Consider the following 16581-nt stretch of genomic DNA (forward strand, 5'->3'; position numbering starts at 1 on the left):
AATCGTTGTCAAATCAGCAGGCCTTCGGCGGCGAAGCAGACGACGGCCAGCGCAGCGACCAGGAGCAGCACGGCGCACCGCATCACCCGTTCGGGCAGCGACAACCGCGGCCAGACGAGATAGGCCAGCCAACCGACGAATGCGGCCGCGACCACCAGGAGGATCCCGCCGAGCGCTCCCCGCAACAGCACGCCCGCGGCGACCAGAACGGCGAACAGCACGATCGGCAGCGCTCGCGGCGTCCGGCTGAGCGTCTCGACCATCGGGTTGCTGCGGTGTTCGATCTTCGCGCGCAACGGCGACACGGAAACGGAAGGGGTCTGATCCTGCACCCGACGAGCCTAACGGCGACCTGTCCGTGCGACGAACCCGCCGATTTGCACCGGCCTGAGACGATGGTGGACGCCATGACTACGACCGTTCCCGCTCCCGTGCTGCCTGCCCTGCAGATCGGCAACCAGCGCATCGAGACGCCGGTGGTGCTCGCCCCGATGGCCGGCATCACCAACCGCGCGTTCCGTCGCTTGTGCCGTCAATACGGCAATGCCGGCTCGGACGCGGCGGGTGCCAGTGGTGCGAGCAGCCTGTACGTCAGCGAGATGATCACCTCCCGCGCACTGGTCGAGCGAACCCCGATCACGATGCGATTGATCGAGCACGACCCGGACGAGTCGCCACGCTCGATCCAGCTGTACAGCGTTGACCCGGCCACGACGGCAGCTGCGGTAAGGATGCTCGTCGAGGAGGACCGCTGCGACCACATCGATCTCAACTTCGGTTGCCCGGTGCCCAAGGTCACCCGCAAGGGCGGTGGCTCAGCGCTGCCGTGGAAGACCGAACTGTTCCGCGGCATCGTCAGCAACGCCGTTCGTGAAGCCGCCAAGGCCGACATTCCGGTGACGGTCAAGATGCGCAAGGGCATCGACGACGACCACCTCACCTACCTCGAAGCCGGACGGATCGCCGAAGGCGAGGGTGCCGCCGCGGTGGCCCTGCACGCGCGCACGGCCGCACAGGCCTACTCCGGCACCGCCGACTGGTCGGCGATCCGAACACTCAAGAAGACGGTCACCTCGGTCCCTGTCCTCGGCAACGGCGACATATGGTCGGCCGAGGACGCGGTCCGGATGGTTGCCGAGACCGGCTGCGACGGAGTCGTCGTCGGCCGCGGGTGCCTGGGCCGGCCGTGGCTGTTCACCGATCTCGCCGCCGCATTCTCCGGTTCGTCGCACCGGGTGGAGCCCACCATGCGCGAGGTCGCGCAGACGCTGCGCCTGCACACCGAGTACCTCGTCGAGTTCTACGAGTCCGAGCAGAAGGCGTGCCGCGACATCCGCAAGCACATCGCCTGGTACCTCAAGGGATTCCGGGCCGGTTCGCACATCCGCAGCAGCCTGGCGCTCGTCGACAGTCTGGCCGCGCTGGACGACCTCATCGCAACCATGGACCTCGACCAGCCGTGGCCGGGCGAGGCCGCAGAGGGCCAGCGTGGACGCGCCGGGTCCGAGCGGCGCGTGATCCTGCCGGACGGCTGGCTCGACAGCCAGGAACTCTCGCCGCAACAGCGCGCTACGATCGCGGCCGCCGAGATCGACGCCAGCGGCGGCTGAGGATCAGTCCGTCTCGACCGGACGGTCCGGGTCGGTGATCCAGTGCGACCACGACCCCACGTAGACGCCGGTGCGGGGATTGATACCACTCGCCTGCAGCGCCAGCGCCAGGTGGGACGCCTGCACGCCGGACCCGCAGTAGACGCCGACCTCGCTGTCGGGTCGCACCCCGGCCGCCGTGAAGCGCATGGCCAGATCGTCCGGGGGCAGGAAGCGTCCGTCGTGACCCACGTTGGCCAACGCGGGCATCGACACAGCACCCGGGATGTGGCCGGCGACCGGGTCGATCGTCTCGTTCTCACCGCGGAACCGGTCGGCCGGACGAGCGTCCAGCAGCACCGAACGGTAGGCCAGGTCGGCCGCCTCGTCCGCGTCGAGGACCGGCGTGCAGCCCGGGGTGGCGACGAACTCGCCGGGCACCACCGGGTCGACCTGCGAGGTCACCGGATGACCGGCTGCGACCCACGCCTCGAAACCGCCGTCCAGCACGTATACGTCGGTGTGGCCGAAGTGTTGAAGCAGCCACCAGGCGCGGCTTGCGGCAAGCGAATTCGCCTGGTCGTAGGCAATGACCGGACGGTCGTCGGTCACGCCGGCCGCGCGCATCGCCCGTTCGAAGGTTTCGTGATCGGGCATCGGGTGGCGGCCGTCGTCGCCGGGCTCACCACTGAGCACTTCCTCGAACTCGATCCACTGCGCGCCGGGCAGATGCGCCTCGTCGTACGCCGCGCGCTGCGACGGCGCGTTCAACTGCCAACGGACGTCGAGCAGCACCGGATCCAGGGATCCTTCGTCCATGACCTGCTTCAGGCGTTCGACGCTGACGAGCGGGCGGTTCCTGCGGTTCATGACACGAGCGTAGAGCGCAGGCGGGCTCGACCGGGCTCGCACCATCGGGTGGTATGGGAACCTGGGCACATGTGCCGCAACATCCGTCCGCTGAACAACTTCGAGCCGCCGGCGACCGACGACGAGGTGCAGGCTGCTGCACTGCAGTACGTGCGCAAGATCGCCGGCACCACCAAGCCGTCCGCCGCCAACCAGGCAGCGTTCGACGAAGCGGTGGAACAGATCGCACACGCCAGCCGGCACCTGCTGGACGCCCTGGTGACGACCGCGCCGCCCAAGGACCGTGAGGTCGAAGCTGCCAAGGCTCGCGCCCGCGCGCAGGCGAGGTACGGCGCCACCGCCTCATGACCGCCGATTCGCCCGCCCCGACGATCGAACAACTCGACACCCAGTCCCGCATCGTGCTGCGCGGTTGGCTCGGTGACGCCGCGCGTCTCGGGATCGACGTCGAGTCGGCCGACAGCATCGAGGCCGCGTACGAGAAGTACTTCGACGAGGTGCTCGCGACCGACGAGGATGCTCGTACCGACCCCACTGCGACGCTCACCGCGATCGGGATGGCACTCGGCGAGCACCTGCGCCGCACCACCGATGCCGACTGGCGCATCGTCACCGACGACCAGGGCCGTGACCTGGCGTTGGTGAGCGCGGACGAGGCATCCATCCTGTTCCCGGTCGACCCGATCGCCGACAACTGGGCAGCCCAGCAACGCGGGTGGTTGGTGCAGTTCATCGACGTCGTCCCGCAGATGTTCCAGGCGCAGCAGTGACCCATCCGTTGATGTCGGACCCCTTCGTGCAGGAGTTCGAGCAGGGTCGCATTGATGCGAAGAACCGCGCGAACAAGCGGAACGGATCCACTGCCTTCGGGCTCCTCGTCGCCCGGATCGGCCGGTGTCGGATCACTCGGGGGCCGCGCGGGATGTGGCTCGCCGACCGGTACCGCTTCGGATTCCCTGCCGCGGGCGCGTTCACCGTGGGTAGCGTCGCGATCACCCGCCAGGAGTGGCCGGAGATCCTCGAGCACCGCGAATGGTTGCTGCGCCATGAGGAGTGGCACTCGTTCCAGTACCAGCGGTGCGGCGGCCTGCCGTTCATCCCGCTGTACCTCGCGGCGTGCGCGTGGTCGAAGCTGCTCACCGGCGATCACTGGTCACGCAACCGGTTCGAGCGCGGCGCGGGTCTGGCGATCGGCGGCTACACCGAACACAGCATGCGCTCGCCCCTGCGCGTCTTCGCCGGCAGGAGAGGCCGATGAGTGGGTACTCGCCCCAGGATCGCGAACGCTTCGTCGGGGAGGATCCTGCGCAGAAGAGCGCCGACCGCGACGATTTCGCGCGCGACCGGGCCCGGATCCTGCATTCGGCCTCCTTGCGTCGGTTGGCTGCCAAAACACAAGTGCTACAGCCGGATTCGGACGACTTCATTCGCAACCGGTTAACCCATTCGCTCGAGGTCGCGCAGATCGGACGCGAGATCGCCTCCGCGCTCGGCTGCAACGCGGACGTCGTCGACACCGCATGTCTGGCCCACGACCTCGGTCACCCGCCGTACGGCCACAACGGTGAGACCGCACTGGATGCGATCGCGTCCGACATCGGTGGCTTCGAGGGCAATGCGCAGACCTTTCGGTTGTTGACCCGTATCGAGGCGAAACGCTCGACCCCGCAGGGACGCTCGGTGGGCCTCAACCTCACCCGCGCCAGCCTGGACGCGGCCTCGAAGTACCCGTGGACGCGCGGCGACGGGCCGGCGCGGACCCGCAAGTTCGGCTGCTATGCCGACGACCGGGAGATCTTCGGCTGGGTGCGAGCCGATGCCCCGTCGAAGGCTCGCTGTCTCGAAGCGCAGGTCATGGACTGGGCGGACGACGTCGCCTACTCGGTGCACGACGTCGAGGACGGCGTCACCTCGGGCCTCATCGACCTGCGAGTGCTGGGGTCGGCGACCGAGGTCAACGAGCTTGCCCACTTGGCGCAGCGGTTGTACGCACCACACCTGTCGGTCGCCGAGATCGAAAGTGCGGCAACGGCATTGCTCGGTAGCGGCGCGGTGCCCGCGGAGCGAGGCAGCGGCCGGGCCGCCGTCGCCTCGTTGAAGGACATGACCAGCAGGCTCATCGGATGGTTCGTGCGCGAGGCAGTGCGAGCCACCACCGACCGCCACGGCGAAGGCAGGCTGCTGCGATACGACGCCGATCTGGTGGTGCCCGACAACGTGGTCGCGGAGTGCGTCCTGCTCAAGGCGACCGCTGCGCGGTTCGTGATGTTCACCGACGAGCGCAATGAACTGATGGCTCGACAGCGCGATGAACTGACCGGACTGGTCGATCTGCTGAGCGCCCGCCCCGACCTGCTGGATCCGCTGTTCGCCGAGGAGTACGACCTGGCGACGGACGATGGCGCCCGCCTGCGGGTGATCGTCGACCAGGTGGCGTCGATGACCGACCTGCGGGCTCGGCTGCTGGCACGCACCCAACTCTGATTCACCTGTTGCTCGGGCCCTGCGGTGGGCGGTCGAGCGCAGGCAGGCAGCGACATAGACTTCGAAGTCGCGAGCGAACGACGAGAGGTGGTGAACGATGGCGGGCTTGATCAAGGAAGACGACATCGCTCTCGTCAAGGAGAAGGCGGCGATCGACGAGGTCGTCGGCGAACACGTCACGCTGCGCCGTTCCGGTCCCGGCTCGCTGAAGGGCCTGTGCCCGTTCCACGACGAGAAGACCCCGTCGTTCTACGTCCGGCCGGCCGTCGGCGCTTACAACTGCTTCGGCTGCGGCAAGGGCGGCGACGTCATCAACTTCGTGATGGAGGTCGAGCACCTCACCTTCGCCGAGACCGTCGAGCGGCTGGCCGCGAAATACAGCGTCGAACTGCACTACGAGCAGGGCGTCGGGCCACGTCCGGAATCCATCGGCCGACGGACCCGGCTGCTCGAGGCGCACCGGGTTGCGGACGAGTTCTACCAGGAGTCGCTCATCTCGTCGGGCGAGGCACGAACCGCCCGCGACTTCCTACGCGCCCGCGACTTCAACAGCGCGCAGTGCAAACCGTTTGGGGTCGGCTACGCACCGCGAAGCGGCGAGGCGCTCGCAGATCTCCTGCGCCGCAAGGGTTTCACCGCTGAGGAGATCGTCACTGCCGGGCTGGTCGGGCAGGGTCGACGGGGCTTGTACGACCGGTTCCGCGGACGCCTGGTCTGGCCGATCCGCGACATCACCGGGGACACGATCGGGTTCGGCGCGCGACGGATCTTCGACGACGACCGCATCGAGGCCAAATACCTCAACACCTCCGAGACGCCGATCTACAAGAAGACCCACGTCCTCTACGGTCTCGACCTGGCCAAGAAGTCGATCTCGTCGGACCGTCGAGCCGTGATCGTCGAGGGCTACACCGACGTGATGGCCTGTCACCTTGCCGGGGTGCCGCATGCCGTGGCCACCTGCGGCACCGCGTTCGGTACCGACCACATCAAGTCGATCCGCCGGCTGATCCGCGACGAAGCGGGACAGGCGCCCGGACGTGTGGTGTTCACTTTCGACGGCGATGCCGCCGGGCAGAAGGCGGCGATGAAGGCCTTCGACATGGACCAGCAGTGGGCTGCGCAGTCGTACGTGTCCGTCGCCCCCGACGGCATGGACCCGTGTGAGCTTCGACTGGCCGAAGGCACGCCGGGAGTGGAGTCGCTGATCGAGTCGGCGATCCCCATGTTCGAGTTCGCGGTGCGCACGACGCTCGACCGGTTCGACCTCGGCAGCGTCGAGGGCCGCGTCCGCGGAATGCGTGCAGTTGCCCCGATCATCAAGGGAATTCGCGACTCCGCTATGCGTCCGGCGTACACCCGAGAGGTCGCCGGATGGATCGGTGTGCCGCTCGACCAGCTCGAACTCGAGGTGCACAAGGCCTCCGCGATCAAGGTCGACGAACGTCCGGCCCGTAAACCCGAGCCCGAGCCCGAGCAGGAGACGCCGGGCATCGCGTTGCCCGACTTCAGGAACCCGCTCGTTGTCGCGGAGATGCAGTTGCTCTCGTGCATGCTCCAGTTCCCGTCGGCGGTGCCCGGCCCGCAGCTGATGGAACTGTCCGTCGACGACTTCCTCGCGCCGGCGCACGGCAAGATCTTCGAAGCGGTGATGCAGGTCGGCGACCCGTCGACGAAGTCGCTGCGGGCGTGGAGTGATGCGGTGCGAGCCGCCGCCCCCGAGGAGATCGGCGGCTACGTGGCGCGACTCTCGGTCACCGAACTGCCCACCCGCATCGACCGCAACACCGGGCTGCCCGAACCGCGGTTTGCCGCTTCGCTGATCGCCCGCGTGCGCGATGCGGCGATGCGGCGCCGGATCGACGACGTGATGGCTCAACTACGTCAACACTCCGGCGACGCCGAGATGGCCCGGCAGTTGTCAGCGCGCCTGCTGCAGTTGCAGGCCGCACACGCGCGCATGGCCACCGAGTGACCCATCGACCACATGCAACGACCGAGGAGAACCTGATGCGCATGTTCGGGCGCGACCCCAAAGCTCCCGCCGATCTGACCGATGCGCTCGACCTGCCGCGCGGACACAAGGTGCTGGCGTATGCCGTCGACGACAACACCGGCCACACCGTCGCGGCGTGCACCGCCGAACTTGCGGTCGTCCGTGACACGGAGGTGCTTTGGCGCAAGCCCTGGTCTTGCGTCGACACCGGTCAATGGAGCCCGGACACCTGGACGTTGACCATCACCTGGATCGATCGCAGCAAAGGTGTCCAGTTCACCTTCAAGGACACCGACACCCGCCTGCCCGAGGTCTTCCACGAACGCGTGCAGGCGTCCGTCGTGCTGTCCGCGGCCTTGCCGACGACCGGTCCGGGACAGTCCGGACGAGTGGTGATTCGCAAGGATCTGCGCACGGGGGAATTGTTCGAGCAGGTCGTCCTCGGACGCCGAACCGCACCGTCCGATCCCGCCGTCGCACAGGCCGTCGAGCAGTTCATCGCGCACTTGCGCGACCAGGTAGGACTCCCACCGGAGCGCAGCTGAATCGGTGCCTGACTCGATTCGGTGGTTGGGCGCCCGATTTGCTACAGTTTCGTCGCGCGCCCACCAGGGACACATTCCCCTGTAGCTCAATTGGCAGAGCAGCCGGCTGTTAACCGGCAGGTTGTTGGTTCGAGTCCAACCGGGGGAGCGCACAAGCCCCGACCAGTTCGCTGGTCGGGGCTTCTTCGTGCCTACGCATCGTGCATCTGTTCCTGCGCAGCTCGCCACAGGTCGTTCGTGATCTGCGCGCCACCGCCGCTCGGCAGGTCGCGCCACCCGGTGCCGGCCCACAGGTGGACGAACCGCGGATCGTTGGCTGCCGTTGCCGCTTTCCGCAACGGCTGGGTGACCTGGTGAACCGCGGGATAGGCCGCCGGCGCGTCGTGATCGAAGCGGTCGATGAAATCGTTGCGCAAACCGCGGGCGAAGCGCCCGGTGAAGCAGCGCGTCACCGCCGTCTCGGTGAAACGCGGGTCGCGCAGCGCGGCGCGGTGAATGGCGGACGTGCCGGCCTCGTCGGCGTCCAGGAAGGCGGTCCCGAGTTGGACGGCGTCCGCGAAAGCCAGGGCGTCGGCGATGGATGAGCCGGCCGACAGGCCACCCGCGGCGATGATCGGCAGGTCGACGGACTGGACGATGTGCGCGAGCAGCGACAGTAGCGGCGTCCGGTCGGGTTCGGTCGACGTGTGGTGAGTGCCCCGGTGGCCGCCGGCGTCCGGACCCTGCACGACCAGCCCGTCGTACCCGAGTTGCTCGGCAGCACGAGCCTCCGACAAGGACGTGACCGTGGCCAGGACGCAGGTGCCCACGGCTTGCAAGGCGCCGACCACGTCCGCGTCGGGGAGGCCGAACGTGAACGAGACCATCGGCACCGGATTTTCCTGCAGCGCAGCAAGTTTCGCGTCCCAGTCCTCCGTCTCAGCTTTGTGGGACGGGAGCTCGTCGAGTTCGAATTCGGACGCCGTGGGCAGCAAGGAGCGGCGGTAGACCTCCAGTGCCGCATCGTCCACCGGGTCCTCGTTCGGCACGAAGAGGTTGACGCCGAACGGGCGCTCGGTCAGCGACCGCACCTCGGCGATCTGCGCACTCATCTCCTGCGCGGTGCGGTACCCGGCAGCCAGGAACCCGGAACCTCCCGCATCGGCAACAGCAGCGACGAGAGCCGGCGTGGAGGGCCCACCGGCCATCGGGGCAGCGATGATCGGAACAGTGAGACGAGCGGCGAGTGTTTCGAACGAGTTCACCGTTCCATCCTGACAGCGGCGCGATCCCGCCTGAGCCCGGGCGCTCTTGCCATTCCTTGACCGAACCATCATCGTTCGTTCACCCGAGCGTCACCCCGTCGGTGGCACCCGCTCATAGCGTCGGGAGGCGGCCCGTCCTCGCGGCGGCCACGCGTCCGTGCACCCCGCCGCGGACGCATCGAACGATCCGCCTGGAAGGTGTGAACCTTGACCCCTGCACAGCCTGAACACCGGCGCCTGATCCCGCTTGCCACCGATCGCCCCCACAACGGCAGCCGGTCGCTGATGACCTGTCACTACCGTTGCGCCGACAGCTGCTTCCAGCCCGTCGCCAACGAGAGCGACAACGAGTACTTCGGCGATATCGTCGCCGGCACCTCCCGCCGTACCTTCCTCAAGGCCGTCGGTGCCACCACCGCCGTGGCCGGCGCCGCCGTAGCCGTCGCGGGTCCCGCTGCCGCCGGTGAAGGACGCGGTCACGCCCTCGGTCACAAGGTCTACGAGTTCGAGTCGACGCCGCCGATCCCGTTCGAGACCGACAAGGTCGTCACCCCTGAGGGATTCACCTGGAAGCCGTTGGTCAAATGGGGCGACCCGATCATCGCCGGCGCGCCGGAGTTCGACTTCGACAACCAGACGGCGGCCGCTCAGGAGAAGCAGTTCGGCTACAACTGCGATTACGTCGGCCTGGTCCGGCACGGGCGCTCGGGTCGCGGGTTGCTGGTGGTCAACAACGAGTACACCAACGACGAATTGATGTTCCGGGGATTCACCGGCTACTCCTCGATGACCAAGGAGCAGATCAAGATCGCGATGGCCGCGCACGGCATGTCCGTGGTCGAGGTCGCCCGTAAGGGACGCGAGTGGGAAGCCAAGATGGGCGCTCGTAAGAACCGCCGCATCACCCCGAACACCGAGTTTGCGATCACCGGCGCTGCTGCCGGATCCAAGCTGCTGCGCACCAAGGCCGACCCGAGCGGCCGCCGTGTGTACGGCACGTTCGCCAACTGCGCCGGTGGCACCACTCCGTGGGGCACCGTCCTTTCCGGCGAGGAGAACTTCAACGGCTACTTCAAAACGGCGTCCGCGCCGGCCGGGCAGGAAGCCGCGTACAAGCGGTATGGCATCACCGGCAGCAAGGGCCGCAACTGGGACTCCGTGGACCCGCGCTTCGACACCTCGATGGAGCCCAACGAGGTCAACCGATTCGGCTACGTCGTCGAGATCGACCCGACCGACCCGACGTCCACCCCGCGCAAGCACACGGCCCTCGGCCGCCTCAAGCACGAAGGCGCCAACGTCCAGATCGCGCGGAACGGACACGTGGTCGCCTACACCGGTGACGACGAGCGCTACGACTACTTGTACAAGTTCGTCTCCAAGCGCAAGTACCGCGAGGGCGACCGTCGCCACAACATGACGCTGTTGGAGGAGGGCGACCTCTACGTCGCCAAGTTCACCGGCGACGGTCAGCAGGACGGCGTCTGCGATGGCACCGGCACCTGGCTGCCGCTGGTGGTCGGCGGCAAGTCGAAGATCGCCGGCATGTCGGTCGAGGAGGTCCTGGTCTGGACGCGTCTGGCCGCCGACAAGGCCGGCGCGACCAAGATGGACCGCCCCGAGGACGTCGAGCCCAGCCCGGTCACCGGCAAGGTCTACGTCGCGCTGACCAACAACTCCAAGCGCACCGCCGCCGAGGTCGACGAGGCCAACCCGCGTCCGAGCAACAAGCACGGTCAGGTGCTGGAGCTGGTCGAGGACCGCGGCGACCACACCGGTACGACGTTCACCTGGAAGCTCGTGCTGATCTGCGGTGACCCGGAGGACCCGACCACGTACTTCGACGGGTTCGACAAGAGCGAGGTCAGCCCGATCTCGTGCCCGGACAACGTGGCCTTCGATTCCGAGGGCAACCTGTGGATCTCGACCGACGGCAACGCTCTGGGCAACGCGGACGCGTTCTTCATGATGCCGCTCGACGGTGCCGACGCTGGTCACCTCAAGCAGTTCCACACCGTGCCTCACGGTGCGGAGTCGGCGGGCCCGCTGATCGTCGACGACAAGACGGTGTTCTGCGCGGTTCAGCACCCGGGTGAGGTCGACGGGGCGAGCCCGTCGGCGCCCGCAAGCCTGTTCCCGTACGACGGCACCGGTCAGCCGCGTCCGTCGGTGATCCAGGTGTTCCGTGACAAGGCGGGCAAGCCGGGCAAGCAGGGGCGACCGGGCAAGCCGGGACGTCACTGAGGCCGACATTCGGCCCCGTTCACCGTCGTGGTGGGCGGGGCCGAACGCATGTGGTGCAGGGACTGGCGAGTGTTCGCTGCGGCGGCCAGATGGGGCACCAGCCGTGCCCGCACGATCGGAAGCATCGAGTCGGCGAACAGCTTGGACACGTGCTTGTCGTCGCGATAGACCAGCACGTTCCCGATCACCGGGGGACAGTTCTCGGTGGGGCAGATCGAGTCGTTGACGTTCACGAAGCTGCTTGCTGTTTGCTGCAGGGCCATGCCGATGGCGAGCCGGCGTCGGTGAACAGCACCGCGGGTCGCCAGGACGACCTCCTGCCCAAGCAGCGGGCTTTCGGCCGGCGCCGGTAGTCGCAAGAGCCCGCTGGTGCCGTGTTCGGTTCAGACCTGGTCGGCGCGTTCGGCCAGTAGAGCCAGGCGGCGCAGAGTCTCCCTGTTGCGAGCGGCGATGCCCACCTGCCGTGCGGGCTTGGGCGTGTGCGCGAGCGGCCCGGAGACCGCGTCCTCCTCCATGCTGATCACGGTGCCACCGTCCGGAGTGGCGATGAGGCGGATGGCGACGATGGCGGTGCCGAACGGACGGGTCTTCGCCTCCAGCCGCAAGGACTTGCCCGGTTCGCAGTCCCGTACCGCGGTCTCGTCATCCAGCAGCAACGGCCAGTTGCCGACACTGTGATGCAATTTTGTTCCGGGTGAAGGGAATCCGGCCTCCACGACGCGCATGCGCGAGGCTCCCACCACCCACGACGGATAGGCCCACCCGTCGGCGAGCACCGACCAGACGGCTTCCGGCGAAGCGGGCGTGGTGTGTTCGACCGAGATGGTGCGCATGGAGTCTCCTGTGGTTCAGCGTGGTTCAGCGTGGTTTAGCGGGGGGTTCAGAATCGGGGCAGGGTGGTGTCGATGGAGCGGCGCACACGGCGTTCGAGTGCGCCTCGAACTTTGCCGGCGAGAGCGCTGTCGGCCAACGCGGCGCGTGCCGCCATGTGGCCGGCCCCGCCGTGCACGCCGCCGCCGGGATGGATCGCGGCGCTGCCGAGGTAGAGCCCGGGCAAAAATGTGCGGGGTCCACCCAGTCCGGTGGCGGGTCGCCAGAACGCCTGCTGGAACAACTGCATGGTGCCTCCGCCCACTGCACCCTCACCCAGGTTGGCGTTCGAGTCCTGTAGCGATCGCGGTGTCTGGTCCCAGCGTTCGACCACCAGATCACGCCACCCCGGCGCGAACTCCTCGAGCATGCGCTCGCAGTTGCGGATCAAGTGTTCGGTGCCGTCGTCGTCGGTGATGCCGCGCGGGAGGTGGCTGTATACCCACATCGACTCGGTGCCGGCGGGGGAGCGCAGTGGATCGGTCGACGTCATCTGTCCGACCAGGGCGAACGGGTGCTCAGGGATGCGTCCGGAGCCCAGATCGGCACTCCAGCGCACGAGGTCGCGATGACTACCGCCGACGTGGACCACCGAGGTTGACCGCCCGGCTTCCGCGGTCCACGGCATCGCACCCGACAGACCGAGGTTGATCTTGATGGTGGGCAGATCCCAGGTGAAGCGCTCCATCCGTGCCCGGAGTCCGGCCGGTACGTCCTCGAGCAACGTGCCGTACAGCATCGGTGCGCTGGTGTCGGCGATGACGACCGGTGCCTTGATGAACTCTCCGGACGCGAGGTCGACGCCGGAGGCGCGTGCGTGCTCGGCTCTGATCCGGACGACAGGCGTACCGGTTCTGATCTCGACGCCGGCGGCTTCAGCACGGGAACGCAGTGAGCGGGCCAGGGCGCCGGCGCCCCCGACCGGGGTCGGGAAACCGACGTCCTGGGCGAGCATCGTCATGATCCAGCCGTACACGCCACTGCCGGGCGCTTCAGGTGGGATGTCGGCGTGCATCGCGTTGCCGGACAGCAGATCTCGCGCCGCTCGACCACGGAATCGTTCGACGGACAGTTGCTCGACGGGTAGCAGCGCGAAGCGGACGAAGTCGAGCAGATTCGTCGCGCCGACGGCCTTCGCCAGTTTCGGTGCGTGGCGAACCGGCGGCCAGGACAGCAGGAGGGCGTCGAGCAGCGGTTCCTTGAGCGAGGCGAAGCTGTCGACCAGTTCGAGCCATGCTGCTCCGTCACCCGGAGCGTCCGCGTCCAGACGGGCCGCCGTGTGTGGGATCGGCGTGCAGCAAGGCACCCGAGGTGTCGTCGGGCCGGCCGAGATGGGCGACGACCCGCTCGCTGCGCGCCCACTGCAGCCCGTGCTTGTCGAGGCCGAGCCCCTGGATGACGGGTGATGCCGCAGCCAGCGGGTGGAAGGCACTGAACTCGTCCACGACGAAGTCGCCGATCGTCCGGTCGGCAACAGCGCCGCCCACCTCCGGCCGACTCTCGCACAACAGAACCTGACGGCCGTGGTCGGCCAGTTCGATGGCGGCGACTAGGCCATGATGGCCACCGCCGACCACGACTGCGTCGTATGCATTCATGCGGAACGAACTCTCATCGGGTCGGCGGTGGACGGCCGCGAGTGCGACCGGTGATTCAGATGGTTCTCAGACGTGATCAGCCGTGCTCAGACCTTGCGGGTCTTTGCGGCAGCGTCCTTCTCGGTGGCCGTACCGGCGTCCTTGAGCTCTCCGGCGAACGACTCGAGGTGAGCGCGCATGAACCACTGGAACTTCTCGAGTTCGCCGGTCTGTCCGATGATGAGGTCCTGAGTGACGAGGTCGAGGTCGTCGAGTTCCTCGATCGCCTTGCGGTTGGAGGTGATGACTCCGTCGTACACCTTGTCGAGGGCGCCCAAGTGTGCACCGACGGTGTCACGTTCGATGGCGTAGTCGTCCCACGTGCGGTCGCGCTCGATGTCGCTGACGCGGCCGCCGGGGGAGGCGCCCATTGCGGCAATGCGCTCGGCCACTTCGTCGGCGTACCCGCGTACCAGCTCCACCTGCGGGTCGATCATTTCGTGGACGCCGATGAAGTGAGCGCCGACGACGTTCCAGTGCGCGTGCTTCAGGGTGAGGTGCAGGTCGTTGTAGGACGACAGGCGAACCTGCAGGATCTTGATGATCTCGTCCGACTTCTTCTTCGTCAGACCGGGCAATGTGAAGGTCGACTTCTCAACCACGAGATGTCCTTCCGTTGATCGACTATGTGCCGGTCAGGCACTTGTTTTCATCAAAGCACCACGAACGGCTGTCATGGCCTCCCCGGGCTGACTCATCAGGGTGGGATTACTCGATCAGGGGTTGTCGACAGTCTTCGGCTGGAGCGCGATCAGAATGTCCAGGACCTTTGACGGATCGTCCAGACGGTCACCGAACAGTTCCCTGATCTGCGTCATCCGGTAGCGCACCGTCTGAGCGTGAACATGCAGATGGGCTGCGACGGCGTCGCGACGTCCTTGGTGCAACAGCCAGGAACGCAGCGTCTCCCCGAGCCGATCGGCGGTGGCCGGCGGTAGGTCAGTCAGCGGAGCGAGCGCACGAAGCCTCAGGTCCTGCAATGCATCCCGGTCCGACTGGAGGACGAGGTCGGCCAGGTGGTCCTCGGTGTCGAGCGGTGTCTGTCCGGTGGCGAGACCGAGTTCGTGTGCCTTCACGGCGCGCTGCCACGAGGACGTGACGTGTGTCCAGGGTCTGGTCGGGCCGACGACCGCGGACGTGTGGCGCAATGTTTTCAGCAAGCGCCGACGTGCGAGACCGTGCAGGTCGGGCACGAGCAGGACGGCGAGGTCGGCGTCCGACAAATCGTCCGCTGCCCGAAGGCAGTTCGCGCCCAACGTCGACATCACGGATGCGGCTGCGTCGGCCGGCAACAGGACTGCGGTCAGTGACAGGGGCGGCGGCCATTCAGCGCGTTCGGCGAGCGTCACGAGCACCTCCTCCTCACGCCCGGCGAGCAGTTCTCCCGCCAGTCGTTCCCGCCGGCGTTCGCGGACGCGTCCCTCGGTGGCGAGTTCGTCGGAGTGCCCGGCGACGCTGGCCGCCGAGAGCCCGTCGATGTAGGCGAACACCAACTCGGCGAAGCGCGCGATCGTCGCAGCATCGATACCGACGTCGACTGCTGCAGTGGACAGTTCGCGCCAGGACACTCTGGCGCCGACGCGGTACGCGGCGAGCAAAGCGTCCATCGAACGACCGCTGCGTGCCTCGCCCTGACCCAAGGCATAGGCACCGTCGAGGGCCGGGCGCATCGGGGTGGACGGGTCGCTGCCCTGTGGACCGCCGGCCAGCCGTAGAAAACCGGCCAGCGCCTGCTGGACGGCGTCTTCGATGAGTTCGCCGGGTTCGCCACTCAGGGCGCCGGCGTACCCCGGAACCTCGGCCGTGATGGCTGCGACACAGCGTTCGGCGACCTCAGGGAGCTGGTCGGCAAGGCCGGCAACAGCCTCATCAGGGAGCCGGGGCGGATTGAACTGAGCCATTTCGGTCCGTTCTTGTTCGACTCGAACAAATCAGAGCGACGTTTTCACGTCTCCTGGTCAAGAGATTAACTCTCATCGTCAAGCAGGCTGGACCTATGCCGATCACGACGCCCGATGCCGCGCCCTCGCCGTGGCGTTCGCGCGCTTTCCGATTGGCGAAGGCAGTCACCACGCCGTTGCTTCCCGAGGACTACGTCGATCTGTTCGACCCACTGCGCACCAGCACTGTGTTGCGCGGGCGGGTGGAGGATCTTCGATCGGAGACCCAGGACGCACTGACCGTCACGATCCGTCCTGGCAAGCGGTGGCGTGGGCACACGCCCGGTCAGTACATGCGTATCGGAGTCGACATCGACGGCGTCCGGATGTGGCGGGCGTACTCGATCACGTCCGGTCCGCGTACCGACGGCTGCATCTCGATCACTGTCAAGGCGATCTCGGGTGGAGCGGTCAGCACATATCTGGTCGAGCACCTCAGGGTCGGTCAGATCGTCCAGATGGAGCAGGCTGACGGTACATTTGTGCTCCCTGCGACGCTTCCGGCCAAGATCCTGTTGCTCACCGGAGGAAGCGGCATCACCCCTGTCATGGGAATCCTGCGTCACGCCGTCGACGAGATGGACGACGTCGTCCTGCTGCACTCGGCGCCGCGTCCCGAGGACGTCATCTTCGCCTCCGAGCTGCGCGACTTGGCTGCATCAGGCCGAATCTCGTTGCAGGAGAGGCACACCGACGTCCACGGCATGCTCGACACCGACGAACTCGAGCGTCTCGTGCCCGATTGGCGTGAGCGCGAGACCTGGGCGTGCGGCCCGGCAGGAATGCTGGAGATGGTCGAATCCCACTGGGAATCGGCCGAACTCGCCGACAAGCTGCACACCGAGCGCTTCCGTCCCGCGCTCGTCGAACCGGGAGAGGGCGGCACAGTCCACTTCACCGGACTCGACCGCGAGCTCGAATGTGACGGTGCACGACCGATCCTCGACCAGGGCGAGGACGTCGGGATCCTCATGCCGTCCGGCTGCCGCATGGGCATCTGTTACGGCTGCGTCCTGCCCCTGCGCGAAGGAGCCGTCCGCGACCTGCGCACCGGTGAGCTCACCACGGCGAGTCCCGGGGACGGCGTGCTCGTCCAGACCTGCATCTCGGCCGCGGCCGGGCGCTGCGACATCGACCTCTAGTCCACGAACGATCAGGAGAA

Annotated in this window: 18 protein-coding genes and 1 tRNA gene; 10 read left to right on the forward strand and 9 right to left on the reverse strand. The window is 67.3% G+C overall.

Features of this window, described 5'->3' with window-relative positions:
• Positions 1-8: 8 nt before the first annotated feature.
• Positions 9-332, reverse strand: a complete 324-nt coding sequence (locus MF407_RS05290; RefSeq protein ID WP_239701656.1) for a DUF6703 family protein — start codon at positions 330-332, stop codon at positions 9-11.
• 75 nt (positions 333-407) lie between these two features.
• Between MF407_RS05290 and dusB the strand changes: the two genes are divergently transcribed.
• Complete coding sequence (gene dusB, locus MF407_RS05295) at positions 408-1610, forward strand: tRNA dihydrouridine synthase DusB (protein ID WP_239701658.1); 1203 nt, start codon at positions 408-410, stop codon at positions 1608-1610.
• A 3-nt stretch (positions 1611-1613) separates the two neighbouring features.
• On the opposite strand, the gene MF407_RS05300 is transcribed toward dusB, so the two are convergent.
• Positions 1614-2459 carry a sulfurtransferase gene (locus MF407_RS05300; RefSeq protein WP_129625677.1) on the reverse strand — a complete coding sequence of 282 codons (846 nt, stop codon included), beginning with the start codon at positions 2457-2459 and terminating at the stop codon, positions 1614-1616.
• 69 nt (positions 2460-2528) lie between these two features.
• Here MF407_RS05300 and MF407_RS05305 point away from each other — a divergent pair, with 69 nt between their 5' ends.
• The 7 genes from MF407_RS05305 to MF407_RS05335 all read left to right on the forward strand — a co-directional run bounded on the left by MF407_RS05305 (position 2529) and on the right by MF407_RS05335 (position 7632).
• Positions 2529-2807: a DUF2277 domain-containing protein gene (locus MF407_RS05305; protein ID WP_129625678.1), complete on the forward strand. Its 279-nt coding sequence runs from the start codon at positions 2529-2531 to the stop codon at positions 2805-2807.
• The gene (locus MF407_RS05310; RefSeq protein WP_129625679.1) at positions 2804-3229 is read left to right on the forward strand and encodes a DUF3806 domain-containing protein; all 426 of its coding nucleotides are present in this window, start codon (positions 2804-2806) and stop codon (positions 3227-3229) included. Before MF407_RS05305 ends, MF407_RS05310 begins: the two co-directional genes overlap by 4 nt.
• An 11-nt stretch (positions 3230-3240) precedes the next feature.
• On the forward strand, positions 3241-3717 hold the full coding sequence (locus MF407_RS05315) for a hypothetical protein (RefSeq protein ID WP_205744736.1): 477 nt from the start codon (positions 3241-3243) through the stop codon (positions 3715-3717).
• Positions 3714-4943, forward strand: coding sequence for a deoxyguanosinetriphosphate triphosphohydrolase (locus MF407_RS05320; RefSeq protein WP_239701660.1), 1230 nt, complete (start codon positions 3714-3716; stop codon positions 4941-4943). Before MF407_RS05315 ends, MF407_RS05320 begins: the two co-directional genes overlap by 4 nt.
• A 97-nt stretch (positions 4944-5040) precedes the next feature.
• The gene (gene dnaG / locus MF407_RS05325) at positions 5041-6918 is read left to right on the forward strand and encodes a DNA primase (protein ID WP_129625681.1); all 1878 of its coding nucleotides are present in this window, start codon (positions 5041-5043) and stop codon (positions 6916-6918) included.
• Between the two features lie 35 nt (positions 6919-6953).
• Positions 6954-7484 carry a hypothetical protein gene (locus MF407_RS05330; protein ID WP_239701662.1) on the forward strand — a complete coding sequence of 177 codons (531 nt, stop codon included), beginning with the start codon at positions 6954-6956 and terminating at the stop codon, positions 7482-7484.
• A 75-nt stretch (positions 7485-7559) separates the two neighbouring features.
• Positions 7560-7632: transfer RNA gene (locus MF407_RS05335), tRNA-Asn, on the forward strand.
• 43 nt (positions 7633-7675) lie between these two features.
• Here the strand turns inward: MF407_RS05335 and MF407_RS05340 are convergent.
• Positions 7676-8728, reverse strand: coding sequence for a nitronate monooxygenase (locus MF407_RS05340; protein WP_239701665.1), 1053 nt, complete (start codon positions 8726-8728; stop codon positions 7676-7678).
• Positions 8729-8935: 207 nt separating this feature from the next.
• Between MF407_RS05340 and MF407_RS05345 the strand changes: the two genes are divergently transcribed.
• Entirely contained in the window at positions 8936-10972 is a 2037-nt protein-coding gene (locus MF407_RS05345) for a PhoX family phosphatase (RefSeq protein WP_345770832.1), read from the forward strand.
• Here the strand turns inward: MF407_RS05345 and MF407_RS05350 are convergent.
• The 6 genes from MF407_RS05350 to MF407_RS05375 all read right to left on the reverse strand — a co-directional run bounded on the left by MF407_RS05350 (position 10966) and on the right by MF407_RS05375 (position 15380).
• A complete protein-coding gene (locus MF407_RS05350) occupies positions 10966-11205 on the reverse strand; it encodes a hypothetical protein (RefSeq protein WP_239701666.1) in 240 nt (79 codons plus the stop codon). The genes MF407_RS05345 and MF407_RS05350 overlap by 7 nt on opposite strands.
• 150 nt (positions 11206-11355) lie before the next feature.
• Complete coding sequence (locus MF407_RS05355) at positions 11356-11805, reverse strand: SRPBCC family protein (RefSeq protein WP_239701668.1); 450 nt, start codon at positions 11803-11805, stop codon at positions 11356-11358.
• Between the two features lie 47 nt (positions 11806-11852).
• Positions 11853-13148 carry an NAD(P)/FAD-dependent oxidoreductase gene (locus tag MF407_RS05360; protein WP_239701670.1) on the reverse strand — a complete coding sequence of 432 codons (1296 nt, stop codon included), beginning with the start codon at positions 13146-13148 and terminating at the stop codon, positions 11853-11855.
• Positions 13087-13440, reverse strand: coding sequence for an FAD-dependent oxidoreductase (locus MF407_RS05365; RefSeq protein WP_239701672.1), 354 nt, complete (start codon positions 13438-13440; stop codon positions 13087-13089). Before MF407_RS05365 ends, MF407_RS05360 begins: the two co-directional genes overlap by 62 nt.
• An 86-nt stretch (positions 13441-13526) precedes the next feature.
• Entirely contained in the window at positions 13527-14081 is a 555-nt protein-coding gene (locus MF407_RS05370; RefSeq protein ID WP_239701677.1) for a DNA starvation/stationary phase protection protein, read from the reverse strand.
• A 114-nt stretch (positions 14082-14195) separates the two neighbouring features.
• The gene (locus tag MF407_RS05375) at positions 14196-15380 is read right to left on the reverse strand and encodes a PucR family transcriptional regulator (RefSeq protein WP_239701679.1); all 1185 of its coding nucleotides are present in this window, start codon (positions 15378-15380) and stop codon (positions 14196-14198) included.
• Positions 15381-15475: 95 nt separating this feature from the next.
• On the opposite strand from MF407_RS05375, the gene MF407_RS05380 reads away from it, so the two are divergent.
• Positions 15476-16561, forward strand: coding sequence for a ferredoxin reductase (locus tag MF407_RS05380; RefSeq protein WP_129626620.1), 1086 nt, complete (start codon positions 15476-15478; stop codon positions 16559-16561).
• Positions 16562-16581: the final 20 nt, after the last annotated feature.

Source organism: Yimella sp. NH-Cas1, assembly GCF_022359705.1.
GTDB lineage: Bacteria > Actinomycetota > Actinomycetes > Actinomycetales > Dermatophilaceae > Yimella > Yimella lutea.